The sequence below is a fragment of the Enterobacter cloacae complex sp. IR5458 genome (assembly GCF_049238025.1).
GTDB classification, from domain to species: domain Bacteria; phylum Pseudomonadota; class Gammaproteobacteria; order Enterobacterales; family Enterobacteriaceae; genus Enterobacter; species Enterobacter kobei.
Window position 1 is genome coordinate 22,067 of record NZ_JBMKIF010000022.1, and the last position, 20,526, is coordinate 42,592.

Below are 20,526 nucleotides of genomic sequence, written 5' to 3' on the forward strand. Positions count from 1 at the left end.
AAAAATAAACAGCTAGCAACACATTTTTCTGCTTTTTAGGATTGTTCGAGCAATAAAACACCATCTTGTTCACGATTTTTAAAGAAGTTGCCGAATTATTTTGAACTTTCTGGAATTTCAGGCAAAAAAAACCGGGGCGACCCGGCAAAAAACACAATGAGGGAGCAGTGTTAATCTGTGATGAACCAGTCGTCAGCGCTCTCCCACGTTTCCTGCAGGATTTCGCTGATGCGATCTTTATCTTCTTTTGCACCGCCAATGACGGAAAGGTTGTTCGCCGCGGCGTAACGAACAGTGACGGCGCCTGCATTGTCGGGGAAGGTGTTATGAATACGACGGGATAATTCGCCAGCCAGTGCGTCAAGCGCGCCAGCAGGCAGAACGGTAGTTTTGGCTATGGTGACTTCAATACGCATAAATGCCCCCTGTGTAATATACTGTTTATTTATACAGGTATATTGTTCGTTTGACAACAAGGGGCGTTGATTATTTAGCGTTTTACCGTCCAGTTGACGGTTTCGCCTGCCAGGAAGGGGATCAGCGTATCATCCGTCAGGGCAATGGATGCCTCCACCTGGCTCGCTTTGCGCTCCAGTTCAATGAACGTGTCATTGACCGGCAGGCCGTAAAAGCGCGGGCCGTTGAGGGAGCAGAACGCTTCGAAATGTTCCAGCGCGTCCATCTCTTCAAATACCGTTGCATAGCTGGCAAGGGCCGTAGGGGCGTTGAAACAGCCTGCGCAGCCGCAGCTCGCCTCTTTACGATGGCGGGCGTGAGGCGCGGAGTCTGTGCCGAGGAAAGCGCGTGAGAAACCGCTGGCAACCAGTTCGCGCAGCGCCTGCTGGTGAACGTTGCGCTTAAGGATCGGCAGGCAGTACAGGTGAGGGCGTACCCCGCCTACCAGCATGTGGTTACGGTTAAACATCAGATGCTGTGGGGTGATGGTGGCGGCAATCAACTCGTTGCCGTCACGCACATATTCTGCGGCGTCTTTGGTGGTGATATGTTCAAAGACCACTTTAAGCGCAGGCAGGCGCTGACGCAGCGGTTCCATCACGGTCTCGATAAAGCGGGCTTCACGGTCGAAGATATCAATCTCGGCATGCGTGACTTCGCCGTGTACCAGCAACGGCATGCCCAGTTTCTGCATACGTTCCAGCACCGGCATGATGGCATCAATGCTGGTGACGCCGTGGCTGGAGTTGGTGGTGGCGTTTGCAGGATAGAGTTTCGCCGCCGTAAAAACGCCTTCGTTAAACCCGCGCTCAACTTCGTCCGGATCGAGAGAATCGGTCAGATAGCAGGTCATCAGCGGGGTGAAATTATGTCCAGCCGGGACGGCATCCAGAATGCGCTGGCGGTAGGCAATCGCGGCATCGACGGTGGTGACTGGCGGAACCAGGTTTGGCATGACAATCGCGCGGCCATAAATTTCACTGGTATAAGGCACGACGGTTTTCAGCATATCGCCATCGCGCAGATGGATATGCCAGTCGTCAGGGCGGCGGATTTTAAGAACCTGGGGTTGTGCAGTCATGGAAGCTCCGGCTTGTCAGGAATCAGTCATAAGGATGGCTGTTTTTGCCGGACACAAATCATAAGCGGAAACGTTTTCGTTTGCACACTTTTCCGTAAAAAAAAGGGCGCCGCAGCGCCCTTCAGGTTAATCGGTGAAAGGAATGATGATTTCTCCCGGTTTCACCTCTATCCCTTTTGCGTATTTTTTCGCAAGGGCTTCACCCTTACTTTTGTCTTCGCTCAAGACATACGCCGGTTGCTGATTGAAATAGTTACGCAGCGACTGGTTCAGATAGGGCATCAGGGTTTGCAGAACCGGTGCCATCTTGTCCGGTGAAACCTGCGCATCGACTACTTCCATCTCCTGCAGGAAAATCGCGCCCTTCTCTTTGTTGAAAACCGGAAGTGCCTTCAGCTTGAGCTTGATGTTGGCTTTCTGGTTGCCAAAAAGGGAGGTCATATCAAGGCTGGCATCCCCGGCGAGGGTGACTTTATTGGGCTCTTCACGACCAATCTGGCTGGTGAGATTGGTGAGAATGATATGCGCATCGGCAAGGCCTGGCACACCAATGTCTTTAGAGAAATTGTTATGTTTTTCCAGCGCCTGATTAATTTCCTGTTCACTGACGGTGTATTGCGTAAGCTGATTGCAGCCCACCAGCAGGCCGCTAACGATAAATGCGGCGGCAATGACAATTTTCTTCATGGTGTTCCTCAACGAAAAATCGGCGCTTCTGTCCTGTAGCGTCAGTATGTCAGTGTGAAATGGCAGAAACCAGCAGAAAATACTGAGAAGTGAGGCGGGAGAGTTCTCCCGCCAACGAGAAGGATTATGCGCCGGGCTCGAGCATACCGCTCGCGCTGCGCTTCTGGCTGAACTGCCACCAGAGGGCCAGTAACGTCATAAAGCCCACTGCGCCGAGCATCATCCACGGCAGTTCCGGTTGCTTCAGCGCTTTACCGGCATCGAAGAGCCAGCCGCCGCCGGTGTAGCCTAACGCGCCACCAAAGGCCAGACCGAGTCGGCTGAATCCCATATAGCTGCCGCGGGCACGCGCGTCCGCAAGCGAGGCGCTCAGCGTTTCCCGGGCGGGCTCGGCGATGATGGAGCCGATATAGAAGGTGCAAATCAGCGTAAACAGCTGCTGGAGCGAGCTCACCAGACCGATCGGCATCATGCTCAGCGTCATCAGAAACAGCCCGGCCATCAGGCGATGTTCCAGGCGAAAACGCCGTTCGCTCCAGCGGGCGATGGGGTAGAGCAGCGTCAGTGACAGGCAGGCTTCAATGGCGTACATCCATTTAACGGCAGCAGGCGTGCCCGCAATATCGTTTACCATGATCGGCAGCATCAGCATCACCTGCACGGCCAGCATGTAATACCCGGTCAGGGTCAATACGTAGGTGACAAAACGCTTGTCGCGCAGAACGCGACCTAGCCCCTCGCGCACCGGCGCTTTTACCGTCGACAGTTTCCAGGCGGGAAGATAGAGACCGTTAAACAGCGCGCACAGAATAAAGAGTACCGCCCCGGCCGCACAGACCAGACGGAAATCGTACTGCAGCAGCCAGCTTCCCAGCAATGCGCCAACCACCGCGCCGGCACTGTCCTGCATCATCAGAATGGAGAAGAAACGCCCCCGGTGCTGCGGGCGAATCAGCTTTACCACCAGCGCGGTACGGGGCGGGTCAAACAGCGTGCCGCCGATACCGGAGAGGAAGCAGGAAAACCAGAGCAGCCAGGGCTCGTGGGCAACGGCCATCGTGGCAAAGCCTGCCGCGCGGAGCAGCATACCGGTCACGATCATTGGTTTAGCGCCAAAGCGGTCAGCGATCGCGCCGCCAAAGACGCCCAGACCCTGCTGGACAAACTGACGCAGTCCCAGGGCAATACCGACCATTACCGCCGCCCAGCCCATTTGATCGACAAAGCGGATCGAGATGAGAGGGAACACGACAAAAAAGCCGAGCACGACCAGCATGTTATCGACTAACAGGAAATATTTACCCAGGCTCCTCGCCTGTGATACGCGGGACATTTTCCCTCCAGGGAAAATAAGAAGGTGAGCACGCTAACATTCTGCGGTGTCGCCACGTTTTTTCCCACCCCTGGACGCGACAATATTTTTTTATCAAAAGGGTGCTTTGATAGAGAGTTTTCATTGAAAAAGGTGAAAAGAGGTGAAAATGGTATGTCACTGTTTTCACAGACGGCACGGGCGCAGGTATAGTAAAGCTAATGGGCAAGCTGAAGTGACGGGAAGGAGTGGTATTGATGTTTGGCTATCGCAGTAATGTGCCAAAAGTGCGTCTGACAACGGACCGGCTGGTCGTTCGTCTGGTGCATGAGCGTGATGCCTGGCGTCTGGCGGATTATTACGCCGAGAATCGCCAGTTTTTGAAACCCTGGGAACCCGTTCGGGATGAGAGCCATTGTTACCCCTCCGGCTGGCAGGCGCGCCTCAGCATGATTGCGGAATTTCATAAACAGGGTAGCGCGTTTTATTTTGCGTTGCTGGATCCAGAAGAGAAAGAAATTATCGGGATCGCCAATTTCTCGAATGTGGTGCGCGGGTCGTTTCACGCCTGTTACCTTGGCTACTCCATCGGTCAGAAATGGCAGGGGCAGGGGCTGATGTACGAGGCGTTAACGGCGGCAATCCGCTATATGCAACGTACGCAACACATTCATCGCATTATGGCGAACTATATGCCGCATAATCAGCGCAGCGGAAATTTACTGGCGCGCTTAGGGTTCGAGAAAGAAGGTTACGCCAAAGACTATTTGTTGATAGACGGCGAGTGGCGTGACCACGTGCTGACGGCGTTAACCACCCGTGACTGGACTGCAGGTCGTTAAGGAGAAAAGATGAAGTATCAGCTAAACGGTACAGAAGCGCGCGTGATTGGGTGCTTACTCGAAAAACAGGTCACCACGCCGGAACAGTATCCGCTTTCTGTTAACGCCGTGACCATGGCCTGTAACCAAAAAACGAACCGTGAGCCGGTGATGAACCTCAGCGAGCATGACGTTCAGGACGTGCTGGATGCGCTGGTAAAACGCCACTATCTGCGCACCGTCAGCGGCTTCGGTAACCGCGTGACCAAATACGAACAGCGTTTCTGTAACTCCGAATTTGGTGACCTGAAGCTGAGCAGCGCCGAAGTGGCGGTCGTTACTACGCTGTTGTTGCGCGGGGCGCAGACGCCGGGGGAGCTGCGCACGCGTGCTTCCCGTATGCATGAGTTTAGCGACATGCAGGAAGTTGAGCAGACGCTGGAGGGGCTGGCCGCACGTGAAGATGGCCCGTACGTTGTCCGTCTGGCCCGCGAGCCGGGTAAACGTGAAAGCCGCTATATGCATCTCTTCTGCGGTGACGTTGATATTTCAGTTACGTCTCCTGTAACCGATATAACCGCTGGCGATGACGATTTGGTTGCCCGTGTGGAGGCTCTGGAAGGTGAGGTCGCCGGGTTGAAACAACGTCTGGATGCATTACTGGCACATTTGGGAGACTGACGGTGAAAAAATTACGCATTGGCGTCGTGGGGCTGGGCGGAATAGCGCAAAAAGCCTGGCTACCGGTTTTAGGGGCTGCGACCGACTGGACGCTGCAAGGCGCATGGTCTCCTGGCCGTGAAAAAGCAGAGCGTATCTGCGCAACCTGGCGCATTCCGTATGCCGCCTCGCTGCAGGATCTGGCCCGCGAGTGTGACGCCGTCTTTGTGCATACCTCCACGGCCACCCACTATCAGGTGGTAAGCGAGCTGCTCAATGCGGGCGTCCACGTCTGCGTGGATAAACCGCTGGCGGAAAACGTGCAGGACGCCGAACGCCTGATTGATCTGGCGGCGCGTAAAAACCTGACCCTGATGGTGGGGTTTAACCGCCGCTTTGCGCCGCTTTACCAGCAGCTGAAAGCGCAGTCCGGCAATATGGCTTCGCTGCGTATGGATAAGCATCGTACCGACAGCGTAGGGCCGAACGATCTGCGTTTTACCCTTCTTGATGATTATCTTCACGTGGTGGATACCGCGCTGTGGCTGAGCAACGGTAATGCACAGCTGAAAAGCGGCACCCTGGTCACTAACGAACGAGGGGAGATGGTGTACGCGGAACACCATTTTGCCGTTGAGCATCTTCAGATTACCACCAGTATGCACCGTCGCGCGGGCAGCCAGCGTGAGTTCGTTCAGGCCGTCACCGACGGTGCGCTGTATGACATTACCGATATGCGCGAGTGGCGCGAAGAGAAGGGCAATGGCGTTGTTACGCCTCCTGCACCCGGGTGGCAAAGTACGCTTGAGCAGCGTGGTTTCGCAGGATGTGCCCGTCACTTCATCACCTGTGTGCAAAATCAGACGGTTCCTGAAACGTCCGGCGAGCAGGCCATTCTGGCGCAGCGCATTGTGGAAAGACTCTGGCGCGATGCCATGAGTGAATAATTCGCTGTAACATCTGCCGATAGTAATTCGATGAAATCCGGTTAGACTAAGCGCCGCTTGTTGGCTTTGCCGGGTGGCGCTTACGCTAACCCGGCCTACACATCCGTATGGTTCTGGAAATTCACGTTAATGAACTTATTAAAATCGCTGGCGGCAGTCAGCTCGATGACCATGTTTTCTCGCGTGCTGGGCTTTGCACGTGACGCGATTGTGGCAAGGGTTTTTGGTGCAGGAATGGCGACGGACGCCTTTTTCGTCGCGTTCAAATTGCCAAATCTGTTGCGTCGTATTTTTGCAGAAGGGGCATTTTCGCAGGCATTTGTGCCTATTCTCGCGGAATATAAAAGCAAGCAGGGCGAGGATGCGACCCGCGTTTTTGTCTCTTACGTCTCTGGGCTACTGACCCTGGCGCTGGCCGTGGTGACCATTATCGGGATGCTGGCCGCGCCGTGGGTGATTCTGGTGACCGCCCCCGGTTTTGCCGATACGGCTGATAAATTTGCACTGACCTCGCAGCTGCTGCGCATTACCTTCCCCTATATTCTGCTGATCTCGCTGGCCTCGCTGGTGGGGGCAATACTGAACACCTGGAACCGTTTCTCCGTTCCGGCGTTTGCGCCGACGTTCCTTAACGTCAGCATGATCGGTTTTGCCCTGTTCGCCGCGCCGCATTTCAACCCACCGGTACTGGCGCTGGCCTGGGCGGTAACCGTGGGCGGCGTGCTGCAGCTGGCGTATCAGCTGCCGCACCTGAAGAAAATCGGTATGCTGGTGCTGCCGCGCATTAATCTCAAAGATGCCGGCGCGATGCGCGTGATTAAGCAGATGGGGCCCGCCATTCTTGGCGTCTCCGTCAGCCAGATCTCGCTTATCATCAACACCATCTTTGCCTCTTTCCTGGTGTCGGGCTCTGTGTCGTGGATGTACTACGCGGACCGTCTGATGGAGTTTCCATCCGGTGTGCTGGGCGTGGCGCTGGGGACCATCCTGCTGCCGTCGCTGTCAAAAAGCTTTGCCAGCGGCAACCATGATGAATACTGCCGCCTGATGGACTGGGGGTTACGTCTCTGCTTCTTGCTGGCATTGCCAAGTGCGGTGGCGCTGGGGATTCTGGCCAAGCCGCTGACGGTGTCCCTGTTCCAGTACGGTAAATTCACTGCCTTTGACGCCGCGATGACCCAGCGGGCGCTGATTGCCTACTCCGTCGGCTTGATGGGGCTGATTGTCGTCAAGGTGCTGGCTCCGGGGTTCTACTCGCGTCAGGACATTAAAACGCCGGTGAAAATTGCCATTGTGACGCTGATTATGACGCAGCTGATGAACCTGGCGTTTATCGGCCCGCTGAAGCATGCCGGTCTGTCGCTGTCTATTGGGCTGGCGGCCTGTCTGAATGCCGGGCTGTTGTACTGGCAACTGCGCAAGCAGGATATCTTTACGCCGCAGCCGGGCTGGGCGAGCTTCCTTGTGCGGTTGATTATTGCAGTACTGGTGATGTCTGCGGCATTACTCGGGATGATGCATGTTATGCCAGAGTGGTCCCAGGGCACGATGCCTTATCGTCTGATGCGGCTGATGGCCGTGGTGGGCGTTGGGGTGGTAGCTTACTTTGCCACGCTCGCTGTACTGGGCTTCAAAGTGAAAGAATTTGCCCGCCGTACGGCATAAACGCCAAAAGGGGAGTTCACCTTAGGGTGCTCCCCACTGCATGATTTGTCGCAGATGCGTCAAATCGAAATCTTTTTCACACCCGCAATGCGCGCCGTCGCTGTCTGACCATCCGCACCGTAAAGTCCGGTTTCTTTATGCGGCTTCAACACCTCAAGCGCCTGCTGATTACGCTCTATCTGGCCTTCAAGCAGCCAGCCGTTATGCTGGTTGAGGTCGCGCAGGTGCTGGGTTTTTTCCGTTATGGTCTGCCAGCGCTCAACAATATCGTCATTGGCGCTGCGCTTAGGATCCTGCTCAGCGCGTCGTTGCTGCTCCAGATAATCCAGCGTCGCCAGAAGCGAACTCTTATCCTCAGTAATCCGCTGCAGCGCACTGCCGTTGATGTTACCGGAAGAGAGGTGCTGCTGTTCAGCGTCCATTACCGTTTTCAGGTCGTTCAGGACAACCGTCATGTGATCCAGTATTTCTGACAGTCGACTCATACGGTTAGTTACTCTGTAAGAAACTCTGTGCTTCCTGAATCAGGGCGTCAGCGATTTTGCTGGTGTCCATTTTCAGCTCGCCGTTACGAATTGCGGTTTTCAGCGCTTCCACACGTTCCATATTGATATCGTTGCTGCCGGGCTGCATCAGTTTTGCCTGGGCATCGCTCAGCGTCACGCTGGTGCTGTTAGACGTTGACGGTTTTTCCAGACGCGTTTTCTGAGGGGTAGCGTCATTCGTTTCGCGAGGCTGTACAGCGCTTACCGGCTTCAGGGCTGATGTACGATCAATGCTCATAGTGTTGTCCTCATCGAGGGTTCGCGGCGTTTGCGCCTGACATCATCATTAGTTGAATATTTATCGGCACGCGCCGCGAAATCTTTAAAAAGATTATAGGTTAATCAGAATATTCCCATCAGAATCGACGGTTCCGCTCACCACCTGGCCTGAGGACATTCTGACGCGGGCGTTTTGCGCGACCGCGGCATTGTTTAACGCTTTCCCTTCACTGTTGATGCTAAAGCCGTCTCCGTTGGCCACAACCATCACCTGCTGTCCCGCTTTGACACGCCATGCCTGGCGCAGCATTGAAAGCTGAATCGGCTGGCCTGGCGCAACATCGCGCAGGCTGACGGCATCCTGTGCCTGGTTCATTTCCAGCATTGTCCGTGGCGGGAGCTGATCCAGGCGCCCGCGCTTCAACGTCACGCTGTTTGCCTGCAGCAGGCTGCCACGCGCAATAGGCACGGCGGCAACAACATAATTGCCCGTCGCCTGAACGGCAACCTGTAAATAGCGTTTTTCGTTGGCGCAGCGAGCCAGCACGTTCACATTGCCCCACAGCTTCGTGGTTCCCGTGACGCTGAATGACGGTTGCTCACAGGTAGGGTACAGATTCGGGGGCGTACGTACGGTAACGGTAACGTCATCGCTAAAGCCTGCCAGCTTTTCCGCAAAGAAAGCCGTTAACTGATCCTGTAAACCTTCAGCCTGCACCAGAGGGCTAAACAGCAAGAAAGCCGCCACCAGACCACGTTTTAACGTTTGCATCGCAAGTTCCACCGTTTCCAGAGTTGACTGAATTCTACCTGCAGTGGTTTTGCATCAACGGAATAAATAGCGACGCATTTTGCGCTTATTCCGTCGATAGGGGAGACCGGGTGAGATTTAAGCTGTGAACTGAAATTTTGCCATCAGCGGAGGAGACATGCTCGATAAACTCGACGCCGCGTTACGTTTTCAGCAGGAAGCGCTCAATTTACGCGCCCAGCGGCAGGAGATTTTAGCCGCCAACATCGCTAACGCCGATACGCCCGGGTATCAGGCGCGAGATATTGATTTTTCCAGTGAACTCAAAAAGGTGATGGAGCGTGGACGTGCCGAAGGAACGGGTGTTGCACTTGCCATGACATCCTCTCGCCATATTCCTGCTCAGGCGATGACCGCGCCAGCGACCGATTTACTTTATCGCATCCCCGACCAGCCATCACTCGACGGTAACACCGTGGATATGGACCGGGAGCGTACGCAGTTCGCCGATAACAGCCTGAAATACCAGACGGGCCTGACCCTACTCGGCGGACAAATCAAAGGCATGATGAACGTCCTGCAGGGGGGCAACTGATAAATGGCCTTGCTGAACATTTTTGATATCGCCGGTTCGGCGTTAACCGCTCAGTCCAAACGTCTGAACGTGGCGGCCAGTAACCTGGCGAACGCAGACAGCGTGACCGGACCTGACGGACAGCCTTACCGTGCCAAACAGGTCGTCTTTCAGGTCGATGCGGCGCCCGGTGCGGCCACGGGCGGCGTGAAAGTGTCTGACGTGGTAGAGAGCCAGGCGCCGGACAAGCTGGTGTATGAGCCCGGTAACCCGCTTGCGGACGCTAACGGATACGTGAAGATGCCAAACGTGGATGTGGTAGGTGAGATGGTGAACTCCATGTCGGCCTCTCGTAGCTACCAGGCGAACGTCGAAGTGCTTAATACCGTGAAGAGCATGATGCTCAAAACACTCACTCTCGGCCAGTAAAGGAGACACGCATGTCCATCGCCGTCAATGTGAATGATCCCACGAATACGGGTGTTAATAACACCCAAAGTTCGACAAGCTCCAGCTCCCTGACGGGAAGTAACGCCTCCGATTTGCAGAGCAGCTTTCTGACGCTGCTGGTGGCTCAGCTGAAGAACCAGGATCCCACGAACCCAATGCAGAACAACGAACTGACGACGCAGCTTGCGCAGATCAGTACTGTGAGCGGCATTGAGAAACTTAACACGACCCTGGGTTCCGTCTCCGGCCAGATTAACAGCAGCCAGTCTCTGCAGGCGGCCAGCCTGATTGGTCACGGGGTAATGATCCCGGGCACCACTATTCTTGCCGGCACCAGCACCACAGACGGTACCTCGACCACCACGACGACCCCGTTTGGCGTTGAATTGCAGCAGGCCGCTGACAAAGTGACTGCGACGATCACCGACTCGACCGGCGCGGTGGTTCGCACCATCGACATTGGTGAGCTGAAGGCGGGCGTTCATACCTTTACCTGGGATGGCAGCCTGGCGGACGGCACCAAAGCACCAAATGGCTCCTACAAAGTCGCGATTAGCGCCAGCAACGGGACAACCCAGCTGGTGGCGCAGCCGCTGCAGTTCGCGCTGGTTCAGGGCGTGATTAGAGGGGGCGACGGCAACAAACTGGATTTGGGTACCTCAGGTACCACCACACTCGACGAAGTTCGGCAGATTATCTAAGCCTTAACACTTATCAGGAGTAAGTCATGGCCTTTTCTCAAGCGGTCAGCGGCCTGAATGCTGCGGCCACCAACCTGGATGTCATTGGCAACAACATCGCCAACTCCGCGACCTATGGTTTTAAATCCGGTTCTGCTTCCTTTGCAGACATGTTTGCCGGTTCCAAAGTGGGTCTGGGCGTCAAAGTTGCGGGCATCACTCAGGACTTTACTGACGGCACCACCACCAATACCGGTCGCGGTCTGGACGTTGCTATTAGCCAGAATGGGTTCTTCCGTATGGTCGATTCTAACGGTTCTGTTTTCTACAGCCGTAACGGTCAGTTCAAACTGGATGAAAACCGTACGCTGGTTAACATGCAGGGCATGCAGCTGACGGGCTATCCGGTAGCAGGAACCCCGCCAACCGTTCAGACCGGTGCGAACCCTCAGGCGATTACTATCCCGAATACGCTGATGGCGGCGAAATCGACCACCACCGCGACGCAGCAGATCAACCTTAACTCAACCGATCCTGTTCAGACTGCCCCCTTCGATGCGACCAACCCGGATACCTATAACAAAAAAGGGACCGTAACCGTATTCGACAGCCAGGGTAACGCCCATAACATGTATGTCTACTATGTTAAGACGGCCAACAATAAATGGGATCTCTACACTCAGGACGGCAGCGTGGCGGGTTCTACTGCATCCAAAGCGGCGCAGATGAACTTTGACGCGAACGGTAACCTGGCGGGTGTCTATAACTACGACGCGGCGGGCGTACTGAGCGGAACACCAAACGCCACGCCGGCCATTAACATCACCACGGGATCTGTCAGCGGTGCGACGGCGGCAACCTTCTCCCTGAGTTTCCTGAACTCCATGCAGCAGAACACCAGTGCGAACAATATCGTGGCGACCAACCAGAACGGCTTCAAGCCGGGCGATCTGGTGAGCTATCAGATCAACGATGACGGTACCGTGGTGGGGAACTATTCCAACGAACAGACTCAGGTGCTGGGTCAGATCGTGCTGGCAAACTTCGCCAACAACGAAGGCCTGAAGTCTGAAGGCGATAACGTCTGGTCGGCTACCCAGTCCTCCGGCGTGGCGCTGCTGGGTACGGCGGGAAGCGGTAACTTCGGTACGCTGACCAACGGTGCGCTGGAAGCCTCAAACGTCGATCTGAGTAAAGAGCTGGTGAACATGATTGTCGCGCAACGTAACTATCAGTCGAACGCGCAGACCATCAAGACCCAGGATCAGATCCTCAACACGCTGGTTAACCTGCGTTAAGCGGCTAACAGGAAAGCGCAATGGATCACGCAATATATACCGCGATGGGCGCGGCAAGTCAGACGCTCAATCAGCAGGCCGTTACTGCCAGCAACCTGGCAAACGCCTCGACGCCGGGCTTTCGCGCGCAGCTGAATGCGTTGCGCGCGGTGCCGGTAGAAGGTCTTTCCCTGCCGACCCGTACGCTGGTCGCCGCCTCTACCCCTGGCGCAGATATGACGCCAGGGCAGATGGATTACACCTCACGCCCGCTGGACGTTGCGCTGCAGCAGGACGGCTGGCTGGCGGTGCAGACCGCTGATGGCAGCGAAGGCTATACCCGTAACGGGAATATCCAGGTTAGTGCAACCGGCCAGTTGACGATTCAGGGTCATCCGGTGATGGGGGAAGCGGGTCCGCTGACGGTGCCTGAAGGCTCTGAGTTGACCATCGCGGCTGACGGTACCATCTCCGCGTTGAACCCGGGCGATCCGGCCAATACCGTTGCCCCTGTCGGACGACTGAAACTGGTAAAAGCGGAAGGCAAAGAGGTGCAGCGTGGTGACGACGGGATGTTCCGTCTGACCCAGGCCGCTCAGGCTACCCGTGGTGCTACGCTACAGGCCGATCCGAGCATCCGCGTGATGTCCGGCGTTCTGGAAGGCAGTAACGTCAAGCCGGTAGCCGCCATGAGCGACATGATCGCCAGCGCCCGTCGTTTCGAAATGCAGATGAAAATTATCAGCAGCGTGGATGAAAACGCGGGCAAGGCTAACCAACTTCTGTCTATGAGTTAACAGGACTCTTTATGATCAGTTCTTTATGGATCGCGAAAACTGGCCTGGACGCGCAGCAAACCAACATGGATGTGATTGCCAACAACCTGGCAAACGTCAGCACCAATGGTTTCAAGCGTCAGCGCGCCGTTTTCGAAGATTTGCTTTATCAAACCATCCGTCAGCCGGGCGCGCAGTCTTCTGAACAGACGACGTTGCCGTCAGGTCTGCAGATCGGTACCGGTGTTCGCCCGGTGGCCACCGAGCGTCTGCACAGCCAGGGCAACCTGTCTCAGACCAACAACAGTAAAGACGTGGCAATCAAAGGTCAGGGCTTCTTCCAGGTGCAGTTGCCTGACGGTACTTCTGCCTATACCCGTGACGGCTCGTTCCAGGTCGATCAGAACGGCCAGCTGGTGACGGCGGGCGGTTTCCAGGTTCAACCTGCGATCACCATTCCGGCGAACGCTCTGAGCATTACTATCGGCCGCGACGGTGTGGTCAGCGTGACCCAGCAGGGCCAGGCTGCGCCGGTCCAGGTCGGACAGCTCAACCTGACCACCTTCATGAACGATACCGGTCTGGAAAGCATTGGCGAGAACCTCTACACCGAAACGCAATCCTCCGGTACGCCAAATGAAAGCACGCCGGGTCTGAACGGTGCGGGTTTGCTGTATCAGGGGTATGTAGAAACCTCCAACGTGAACGTGGCGGAAGAGCTGGTGAATATGATCCAGGTTCAGCGCGCGTATGAAATTAACAGTAAAGCAGTCTCGACGACCGATCAGATGCTGCAAAAACTGACGCAACTCTAAGGTGTAGCCCGGTGCGGTAAACGCCGCACCGGCTCCCTGTTTTCGAAGATGAAGGCAATGCAAAAAAACGCGGCGTTTCGTTATCCGATACTGACTGTCCTGGCCGTCACCCTCAGCGGGTGTGCCTGGATCCCGTCTAAACCATTAGTCCAGGGTGCGACGACTGCCCAACCCGTTCCTGGCCCTGCGCCAGTGGTAAACGGCTCTATTTTCCAGACCGCGCAGCCGATTAATTACGGTTATCAGCCGCTGTTTGAAGATCGCCGCCCGCGTAACGTCGGCGATACATTGACCATTGTGCTGCAGGAAAACGTCAGCGCGAGCAAGAGCTCGTCGGCGAATGCCAGCCGCGATGGCAAAACCAATTTTGGCTTTGACACCGTACCGCGTTATCTGCAAGGGCTCTTCGGCAATGCGCGAGCGGACGTTGAGGCTTCCGGCGGAAATACCTTTAACGGTAAAGGTGGCGCGAACGCCAGCAATACCTTTAGCGGTACGCTGACGGTCACGGTTGACCAGGTGCTGGTCAACGGCAACTTACACGTTGTGGGTGAAAAACAGATCGCCATTAACCAGGGCACTGAATTCATTCGCTTCTCGGGCGTGGTGAATCCACGCACCATCAGCGGCACCAACACCGTTCCGTCCACTCAGGTGGCGGATGCGCGCATTGAGTACGTCGGTAACGGCTACATTAATGAAGCGCAAAATATGGGTTGGCTGCAGCGCTTCTTCCTTAATTTATCGCCGATGTAAGCGAGGTGACCCATGTTTAAATCGATCTTCGCCGTGGCGCTGGTTCTGGTGGCTACCTTTGCCCAGGCTGACCGTATTCGCGATCTCACCAGCGTTCAGGGCGTACGCGAGAACGCGCTGATTGGCTATGGCCTGGTGGTGGGGCTGGACGGTACGGGTGACCAGACAACCCAGACGCCATTCACGACGCAGAGCCTGAACAACATGCTTTCCCAGCTCGGTATTACCGTTCCGGCGGGAACCAACATGCAGCTGAAAAACGTGGCTGCGGTCATGGTCACGGCCTCTTACCCGGCGTTTGCACGCCAGGGGCAGACCATTGATGTGGTGGTCTCCTCTATGGGGAACGCCAAAAGCCTGCGCGGCGGTACGCTGCTGATGACGCCCCTGAAAGGCGTCGACAGCCAGGTCTATGCCCTGGCGCAGGGTAACATTCTGGTCGGCGGTGCGGGGGCCTCAGCTGGCGGTAGCAGTGTGCAGGTGAACCAGCTGAACGGCGGACGCATTACCAACGGCGCGATCATTGAGCGTGAACTGCCAACCCAGTTCGGCGCCGGGAATACCATCAACCTGCAGCTGAACAACGAAGATTTCACCATGGCGCAGCAGATCGCCGACACCATCAACCGCAGCCGCGGCTATGGCAGTGCGACGGCGCTGGATGCCCGTACCGTGCAGATCCGTACCTCCACAGGCAGCAGCAACCAGGTGCGCATGCTGGCCGATATCCAGAATATGGAAGTGAACGTCCCTGTTCAGGATGCCAAAGTGATCATCAACTCCCGTACGGGCTCCGTGGTGATGAACCGGGAAGTCTCGCTGGATAGCTGCGCCGTGGCGCAGGGTAACCTCTCCGTGACGGTTAACCGTTCTGCCAACGTCAGCCAGCCGGATACCCCATTTGGTGGCGGCCAGACGGTGGTGACGCCACAAACGCAGATTGATTTACGTCAGAGCGGTGGTTCTCTGCAGAGCGTACGTTCCAGCGCCAACCTGAACAGCGTCGTGCGTGCGCTGAATGCGCTGGGTGCCACGCCGATGGATCTGATGTCCATTCTGCAGTCCATGCAAAGTGCAGGCTGTCTGCGCGCCAAACTGGAAATCATCTGATGCTGACCGATAGCAAACTGTTGACCAGTGCCGCCTGGGATGCCCAGTCGCTCAACGAACTGAAAACCAAAGCAGGTAAAGACCCGGCGGCGAATATCCGCCCGGTCGCCCGCCAGGTGGAAGGGATGTTTGTACAGATGATGCTGAAAAGCATGCGTGAAACCCTGCCGAAAGACGGGATGTTCAGCAGCGATTCAACGCGTCTTTACACCAGCATGTATGACCAGCAGATTGCGCAGCAGATGACCGCCGGTAAAGGCCTCGGTCTGGCTGACATGATAGTCAAACAGACCGAAGCCGCGCAGGGGATCCAGCCGAAAGATGAGCCGCAGCAGGTACCGATGAAGTTTGACCTGCAAACGGTGACCAGCTATCAGAACCATGCCCTGACGCAAATGGTGCGTAAAGCGATACCGAAGGCGACGGTGAGCAGCGACGAGCCGCTCTCCGGTGACAGCAAAGACTTTCTGGCGCAGCTTTCGCTGCCGGCCCGTCTTGCCAGTGAGCAGAGCGGTGTGCCACACCATCTGATTCTGGCTCAGGCCGCGCTGGAATCCGGGTGGGGACAGCGCCAGATCCGTAAGGAAAACGGCGACCCGAGCTTTAACATCTTCGGTGTGAAGGCCACCTCCAGCTGGAAGGGACCGACAACGGAGATCACCACCACCGAATACGAGAACGGTGCGGCGGTGAAGGTGAAAGCGAAATTCCGTGTTTATAGCTCCTATCTGGAAGCATTGTCCGACTATGTCGGTCTGCTGAGCCGAAATCCACGTTATACCGCCGTTACGCAGGCGGCGACGGCGGAGCAGGGCGCTCAGGCTTTGCAAAACGCAGGCTACGCGACCGACCCGAACTACGCTCGTAAGCTTACCAGCATGATCCAGCAGCTGAAATCCATGGGCGAGAAGGTCAGTAAAGCCTATAGCACAGATATTGAAAATCTGTTCTGAAAGTTCTCAAGTCCCGGTGGAGGTTGCCGATAACCTTCATCAGGACTCGTGTCTGAACGTATAAAAGGAACCCCCATGTCCAGTTTGATTAACAGCGCCATGAGTGGCCTCAGTGCCGCGCAGTCGGCACTCAATACCGTCAGTAATAATATTTCAAGCTATAACGTGGCAGGTTACACCCGCCAGACCACGGTACTGGGTGCCTCTAACAGCACGCTGACCGGCGGTGGCTGGGTGGGTAACGGGGTGTATGTCTCCGGTGTCCAGCGTGAGTATGACGCTTTCATTACCAACCAGCTGCGCGCCGCGCAGACCCAGAGCAGCGGCCTGACGACGCGCTATCAGCAGATGTCAAAAATTGACGATGTGCTCTCCGATACCACGAACTCGCTTTCGACCACCCTGCAGGATTTCTTCAAGAGTCTGCAAACGCTGGTGAGCAACGCCGAAGACCCGGCTGCACGTCAAACGGTGCTGGGTAAAGCGGACGGTCTGGTGAATCAGTTCAAAACGAACGATCAGTATCTCCGTGACCAGGATTCACAGGTTAATACGGCGATTTCTACCAGCGTCGATCAGATCAATAACTATGCGAAGCAGATTGCCAATCTGAACGATCAAATTTCCCGTCTCACCGGTGTTGGCGCGGGTGCCTCGCCTAACGAACTGCTCGACCAGCGCGATCAGCTGGTGAGTGAACTGAATAAGATTGTCGGTGTTGACGTCACCATACAGGACAGTGGCACCTACAACATCTCTATCGCCAACGGCTACAGCCTGGTACAGGGCAGCAACGCAAGCCAGCTGGCGGCGGTGAAATCCAGCGCGGATCCTGCGCGTACAACCATTGCTTATGTGGATGCCGTAGCGGGTAGCGTGGAGATCAAGGAAAAACAGATCACCACGGGGTCGCTTGGGGGGCTGTTAACGTTTCGTTCTCAGGATCTGGATCAGGCGCGAAATACACTTAACCAGATGGCGCTGGCGTTTGCTGATGCCATGAATACCCAGCATCAGGCTGGCTTTGATGCAAACGGCGACCCGGGCGGTAAACTGTTCGACTTTGGATCTCCGGCGGTGCTGAGTAATGGCAAAAATACCGGAAGTGCGTCTGTTACGGCCACGATGACGGACAGTACTAAGGTCCAGGCGACAAACTATAAAGTTGAGTACAACGGTACTGACTGGACAATCACGCGTCTTTCAGACAACACCAGCTTCACGGCCCAGCCTGATACCAGTGGTAATCTGTCGTTTGATGGTCTCAACGTCAATATTAGTGGCTCAGCCAATACTAAAGACAGTTTCATCGTCAAACCGGTGAATGACGTTATCATCAATATGGACGTTACGATCAGCGACGAGTCCAAACTGGCGATGGCTTCAGCGAATGGAAGCGGAGCAAGCGACAATACCAATGGCCAAAAGCTCCTGGATTTGCAGAGCGCCAGGCTGGTGGGTGGGAATAAAACCTTTAACGATGCTTATGCCTCACTGGTCAGTACGGTGGGTAGCACCACGGCGTCGCTGAAAACCAGCAGTGAAACCAAAGTTAACGTGGTGACGCAGCTTACCAAACAACAGCAGTCAATCTCCGGGGTTAACCTGGATGAAGAGTATGGCAACCTCCAGCGCTATCAGCAGTACTATCTGGCGAATGCGCAGGTGCTTCAAACGGCGAGTACGCTGTTTGATGCATTGATCAATATCCGCTAAGGCTGAGGCATAAAAAATGCGTATTAGTACTCAAATGATGTATGAGCAAAGCATGCGCGGCGTGACGAACTCCCAAAGCCTCTGGCTAAGCTACGGCGAGCAGATGTCTACGGGTAAGCGCGTCAACCGTCCTTCTGACGACCCGATTGCCGCCTCGCAGGCCGTTGTGCTCTCTCAGGCTCAAACACAAAACAGCCAGTATGCGCTGGCGCGCTCCTTCGCTACGACAAAAGTTTCGCTGGAAGAGAACGTGTTATCGCAAGTGACAACCGCTATCCAGGCTGCTCAGGAAAAGATTGTCAATGCGGGCAACGGCACGTTAAGTGATGATGACCGCGCTTCGCTGGCAACGAACCTGCAAGGTATTCGCGATCAGCTAATGAACCTGGCTAACAGCACGGACGGTAACGGTCGCTATATCTTTTCAGGATACAAAACCGAAGCGGCGGCTTTTGACCAGACTACCGGTGACTATAAGGGCGGCGGGACGCCAATCAGCCAGCAGGTTGACTCCGCGCGCACGATGCAAATAAGCCATACGGGCGCAGAAGTTTTCGACAGCTTCACCAGCAATGCGAAACCAGAGCCGGCGGGGAGTACGCAGGAAACGAATTTGTTCAAGATCCTCGACACCGCTATCGGGGCGCTGAATACGCCGATTGGTGATGACGAAACGAAAGCCGAGGCGTTTACTGCGGCTATTGATAAAGCCAACCGTGGCCTGAGCAACTCTCTCAACAACGTTCTGACCGTGCGCGCCGATCTCGGCATTAAGCTGGATGAGCTAGGGAAGCTGGATTCTCTGGGTGAAGACCGTGCTCTGGGCCAGACCCAACAGATGAGTGACCTGGTTGACGTGGACTGGAACTCGGTAATTTCATCCTACACCATGCAGCAGGCGGCCTTGCAGGCCTCGTATAAAGCGTTTAGCGATATGCAGGGCATGTCTCTGTTCCAGCTGAACAAATAACATCTTGACCTCTTAGAACATGTCTTGAAACTGGCATGTTTTGCTGCCCAATCCGTCTGGATTGGGCATTTTTTTTATGCCATTTCCGCCGGCGCTGAGGCGAGGCGGGCGCTTTCAACCAGACGGATTGCCAGCGCAATGATGCCGCATACCGTTGCCAGAGCGACCACGCCCGTCCAGCCCGCCAGCGTATAAATATTGCTGCCTAATGCGGAGCCCAATGCCATGCCGATAAAGATCACGGTAAAGAGCAGGGCGTTAAGACGACCGCGCGCCTGCGGTTCAAGGCTATAGACCAGATTCTGGTGTGCAACCAGGCTGGACTGCAGACCCAGATCGAACCCGACGGCAGAGAGGGCAATCAGAACCAGCTGTCCGTGCACCCCCAGCGCGGGCATCAGGAACATCAGGGCAAACGAGATGGTCACGAGGATAGCACCGAGCTGCGTGACTTTCCCGGCACCCAATTTGTCTGCCAGACCACCCGCCAGCGGCGCGGCTAACGCACCGGCCGCACCGGCGATACCAAAACCACCCGCGACTGCACTCCCGAGGTGATAGCGTTCCAGCAGCATGACCGCCAGCGTAGACCAGAAGGCACTAAAGGCAATCGACAGAAAACCCTGAGCCAGCGCCGCACGGCGCAGAGCGGGGTAACGACGCCACAAATGTGCCATTGAGCGCATAAGCGCGGGATAGCTCAGCGTGGAGTGAATGGCAAAACGAGGAAGTACCGCCCACATCACCATGCCGATAAATGCAATGCTTGCCGCAGCCAGCTGATACATCACGCGCCAGCCGAACGCTTCGCCCACGACACCGCTGACGGTTCGGGAGAGCAAAATCCCCAGCAGCAGACCGGTCATCACCGTACCCACGGTTTTCCCCTGTTTACCTTCCGGCGCAAGAATAGCCGCTGCCGGGACAATATCCTGCGCCATGGTGGCGGCCATGCCGATGAGCAGGCTTGCCAGCAGCAGGGAGTGGATTTGTCCGGTCAGACTACAGCCCAGAAGAAACAGCGCCAGCGCCGCACTTTTTATCAGGATCAATGTTCTGCGGTCGTGGCGGTCGCCGAGCGGTAACAGGAACAGGATCCCTAAGGCATAACCGGCCTGGGTGAGCGTCGGGACCATGCCCATTCCTTCAATACTCAGGTGAAGGTCTACGCCCATCAGGGGCAGCAGAGGCTGGGCATAATAGATAGATGCCACGCTAAAGCCAGCCCCGAGTGCCAGCATTAAAATGACCCAGCGGCTTACGGCATGGGCGGCAGTGGTTGTGTTCATAAGACATTCCTCATTC

Annotated in this window: 23 protein-coding genes; 15 read left to right on the plus strand and 8 right to left on the minus strand. The window is 55.8% G+C overall.

Annotation, left to right across the window (positions count from 1 at the left end; genetic code table 11):
• Positions 1-170: 170 nt before the first annotated feature.
• From dinI to mdtH, 4 genes are all read right to left on the minus strand, one after another.
• Entirely contained in the window at positions 171-416 is a 246-nt protein-coding gene (dinI, locus tag ACOTYN_RS17515; protein WP_014883351.1) for a DNA damage-inducible protein I, read from the minus strand.
• Between the two features lie 74 nt (positions 417-490).
• A complete protein-coding gene (gene pyrC, locus ACOTYN_RS17520; protein ID WP_047027497.1) occupies positions 491-1,537 on the minus strand; it encodes a dihydroorotase in 1,047 nt (348 codons plus the stop codon).
• Positions 1,538-1,663: 126 nt separating this feature from the next.
• Positions 1,664-2,224, minus strand: coding sequence for a lipoprotein (locus ACOTYN_RS17525; RefSeq protein ID WP_014883353.1), 561 nt, complete (start codon positions 2,222-2,224; stop codon positions 1,664-1,666).
• 124 nt (positions 2,225-2,348) lie between these two features.
• Positions 2,349-3,557, minus strand: a complete 1,209-nt coding sequence (gene mdtH / locus ACOTYN_RS17530) for a multidrug efflux MFS transporter MdtH (protein WP_063861556.1) — start codon at positions 3,555-3,557, stop codon at positions 2,349-2,351.
• 236 nt (positions 3,558-3,793) lie between these two features.
• Between mdtH and rimJ the strand changes: the two genes are divergently transcribed.
• The 4 genes from rimJ (at position 3,794) to murJ (ending at position 7,629) form a co-directional block, all read left to right on the plus strand.
• Positions 3,794-4,378 carry a ribosomal protein S5-alanine N-acetyltransferase gene (rimJ, locus tag ACOTYN_RS17535; protein WP_014883355.1) on the plus strand — a complete coding sequence of 195 codons (585 nt, stop codon included), beginning with the start codon at positions 3,794-3,796 and terminating at the stop codon, positions 4,376-4,378.
• A gap of 9 nt (positions 4,379-4,387) precedes the next feature.
• The gene (locus tag ACOTYN_RS17540) at positions 4,388-5,038 is read left to right on the plus strand and encodes a YceH family protein (protein WP_071922382.1); all 651 of its coding nucleotides are present in this window, start codon (positions 4,388-4,390) and stop codon (positions 5,036-5,038) included.
• A 2-nt stretch (positions 5,039-5,040) separates the two neighbouring features.
• The gene (locus ACOTYN_RS17545) at positions 5,041-5,964 is read left to right on the plus strand and encodes a Gfo/Idh/MocA family protein (protein ID WP_023332686.1); all 924 of its coding nucleotides are present in this window, start codon (positions 5,041-5,043) and stop codon (positions 5,962-5,964) included.
• Positions 5,965-6,093: 129 nt separating this feature from the next.
• The gene (gene murJ, locus ACOTYN_RS17550) at positions 6,094-7,629 is read left to right on the plus strand and encodes a murein biosynthesis integral membrane protein MurJ (RefSeq protein WP_063434643.1); all 1,536 of its coding nucleotides are present in this window, start codon (positions 6,094-6,096) and stop codon (positions 7,627-7,629) included.
• Positions 7,630-7,688: 59 nt separating this feature from the next.
• Here the strand turns inward: murJ and flgN are convergent, their stop codons facing one another.
• The 3 genes from flgN to flgA form a co-directional block, all read right to left on the minus strand.
• Positions 7,689-8,114: a flagella biosynthesis chaperone FlgN gene (gene flgN, locus ACOTYN_RS17555; protein WP_014883359.1), complete on the minus strand. Its 426-nt coding sequence runs from the start codon at positions 8,112-8,114 to the stop codon at positions 7,689-7,691.
• Between the two features lie 4 nt (positions 8,115-8,118).
• Complete coding sequence (gene flgM / locus ACOTYN_RS17560) at positions 8,119-8,412, minus strand: flagellar biosynthesis anti-sigma factor FlgM (RefSeq protein ID WP_014883360.1); 294 nt, start codon at positions 8,410-8,412, stop codon at positions 8,119-8,121.
• A 93-nt stretch (positions 8,413-8,505) separates the two neighbouring features.
• Positions 8,506-9,165, minus strand: a complete 660-nt coding sequence (flgA, locus tag ACOTYN_RS17565) for a flagellar basal body P-ring formation chaperone FlgA (protein ID WP_014883361.1) — start codon at positions 9,163-9,165, stop codon at positions 8,506-8,508.
• 157 nt (positions 9,166-9,322) lie between these two features.
• Here flgA and flgB point away from each other — a divergent pair, with 157 nt between their 5' ends.
• From flgB to flgL, 11 genes are all read left to right on the plus strand, one after another.
• Positions 9,323-9,739, plus strand: a complete 417-nt coding sequence (gene flgB / locus ACOTYN_RS17570; protein WP_014883362.1) for a flagellar basal body rod protein FlgB — start codon at positions 9,323-9,325, stop codon at positions 9,737-9,739.
• A 3-nt stretch (positions 9,740-9,742) separates the two neighbouring features.
• On the plus strand, positions 9,743-10,147 hold the full coding sequence (flgC, locus tag ACOTYN_RS17575; RefSeq protein ID WP_013097138.1) for a flagellar basal body rod protein FlgC: 405 nt from the start codon (positions 9,743-9,745) through the stop codon (positions 10,145-10,147).
• 11 nt (positions 10,148-10,158) lie between these two features.
• Entirely contained in the window at positions 10,159-10,869 is a 711-nt protein-coding gene (flgD, locus tag ACOTYN_RS17580) for a flagellar hook assembly protein FlgD (RefSeq protein WP_014883363.1), read from the plus strand.
• A 26-nt stretch (positions 10,870-10,895) separates the two neighbouring features.
• Positions 10,896-12,146, plus strand: a complete 1,251-nt coding sequence (gene flgE, locus ACOTYN_RS17585; protein WP_071922381.1) for a flagellar hook protein FlgE — start codon at positions 10,896-10,898, stop codon at positions 12,144-12,146.
• A 20-nt stretch (positions 12,147-12,166) separates the two neighbouring features.
• Positions 12,167-12,922 carry a flagellar basal body rod protein FlgF gene (locus ACOTYN_RS17590; protein WP_014883365.1) on the plus strand — a complete coding sequence of 252 codons (756 nt, stop codon included), beginning with the start codon at positions 12,167-12,169 and terminating at the stop codon, positions 12,920-12,922.
• 11 nt (positions 12,923-12,933) lie between these two features.
• Positions 12,934-13,716 carry a flagellar basal-body rod protein FlgG gene (gene flgG / locus ACOTYN_RS17595; RefSeq protein WP_008500810.1) on the plus strand — a complete coding sequence of 261 codons (783 nt, stop codon included), beginning with the start codon at positions 12,934-12,936 and terminating at the stop codon, positions 13,714-13,716.
• A 57-nt stretch (positions 13,717-13,773) separates the two neighbouring features.
• Positions 13,774-14,472 (plus strand): flagellar basal body L-ring protein FlgH, encoded by a 699-nt coding sequence (gene flgH / locus ACOTYN_RS17600; RefSeq protein ID WP_003857987.1) that lies wholly within the window; start codon positions 13,774-13,776, stop codon positions 14,470-14,472.
• A gap of 12 nt (positions 14,473-14,484) precedes the next feature.
• On the plus strand, positions 14,485-15,582 hold the full coding sequence (locus tag ACOTYN_RS17605) for a flagellar basal body P-ring protein FlgI (RefSeq protein ID WP_071922380.1): 1,098 nt from the start codon (positions 14,485-14,487) through the stop codon (positions 15,580-15,582).
• Positions 15,582-16,535, plus strand: a complete 954-nt coding sequence (gene flgJ / locus ACOTYN_RS17610; protein ID WP_071922379.1) for a flagellar assembly peptidoglycan hydrolase FlgJ — start codon at positions 15,582-15,584, stop codon at positions 16,533-16,535. Before ACOTYN_RS17605 ends, flgJ begins: the two co-directional genes overlap by 1 nt.
• 75 nt (positions 16,536-16,610) lie before the next feature.
• On the plus strand, positions 16,611-18,251 hold the full coding sequence (gene flgK / locus ACOTYN_RS17615) for a flagellar hook-associated protein FlgK (RefSeq protein WP_014883368.1): 1,641 nt from the start codon (positions 16,611-16,613) through the stop codon (positions 18,249-18,251).
• Positions 18,252-18,267: 16 nt separating this feature from the next.
• Positions 18,268-19,221, plus strand: coding sequence for a flagellar hook-associated protein FlgL (flgL, locus tag ACOTYN_RS17620; protein ID WP_014883369.1), 954 nt, complete (start codon positions 18,268-18,270; stop codon positions 19,219-19,221).
• A gap of 74 nt (positions 19,222-19,295) precedes the next feature.
• Here the strand turns inward: flgL and ACOTYN_RS17625 are convergent, their stop codons facing one another.
• Positions 19,296-20,510 carry an MFS transporter gene (locus ACOTYN_RS17625; RefSeq protein ID WP_071922378.1) on the minus strand — a complete coding sequence of 405 codons (1,215 nt, stop codon included), beginning with the start codon at positions 20,508-20,510 and terminating at the stop codon, positions 19,296-19,298.
• Positions 20,511-20,526: the final 16 nt, after the last annotated feature.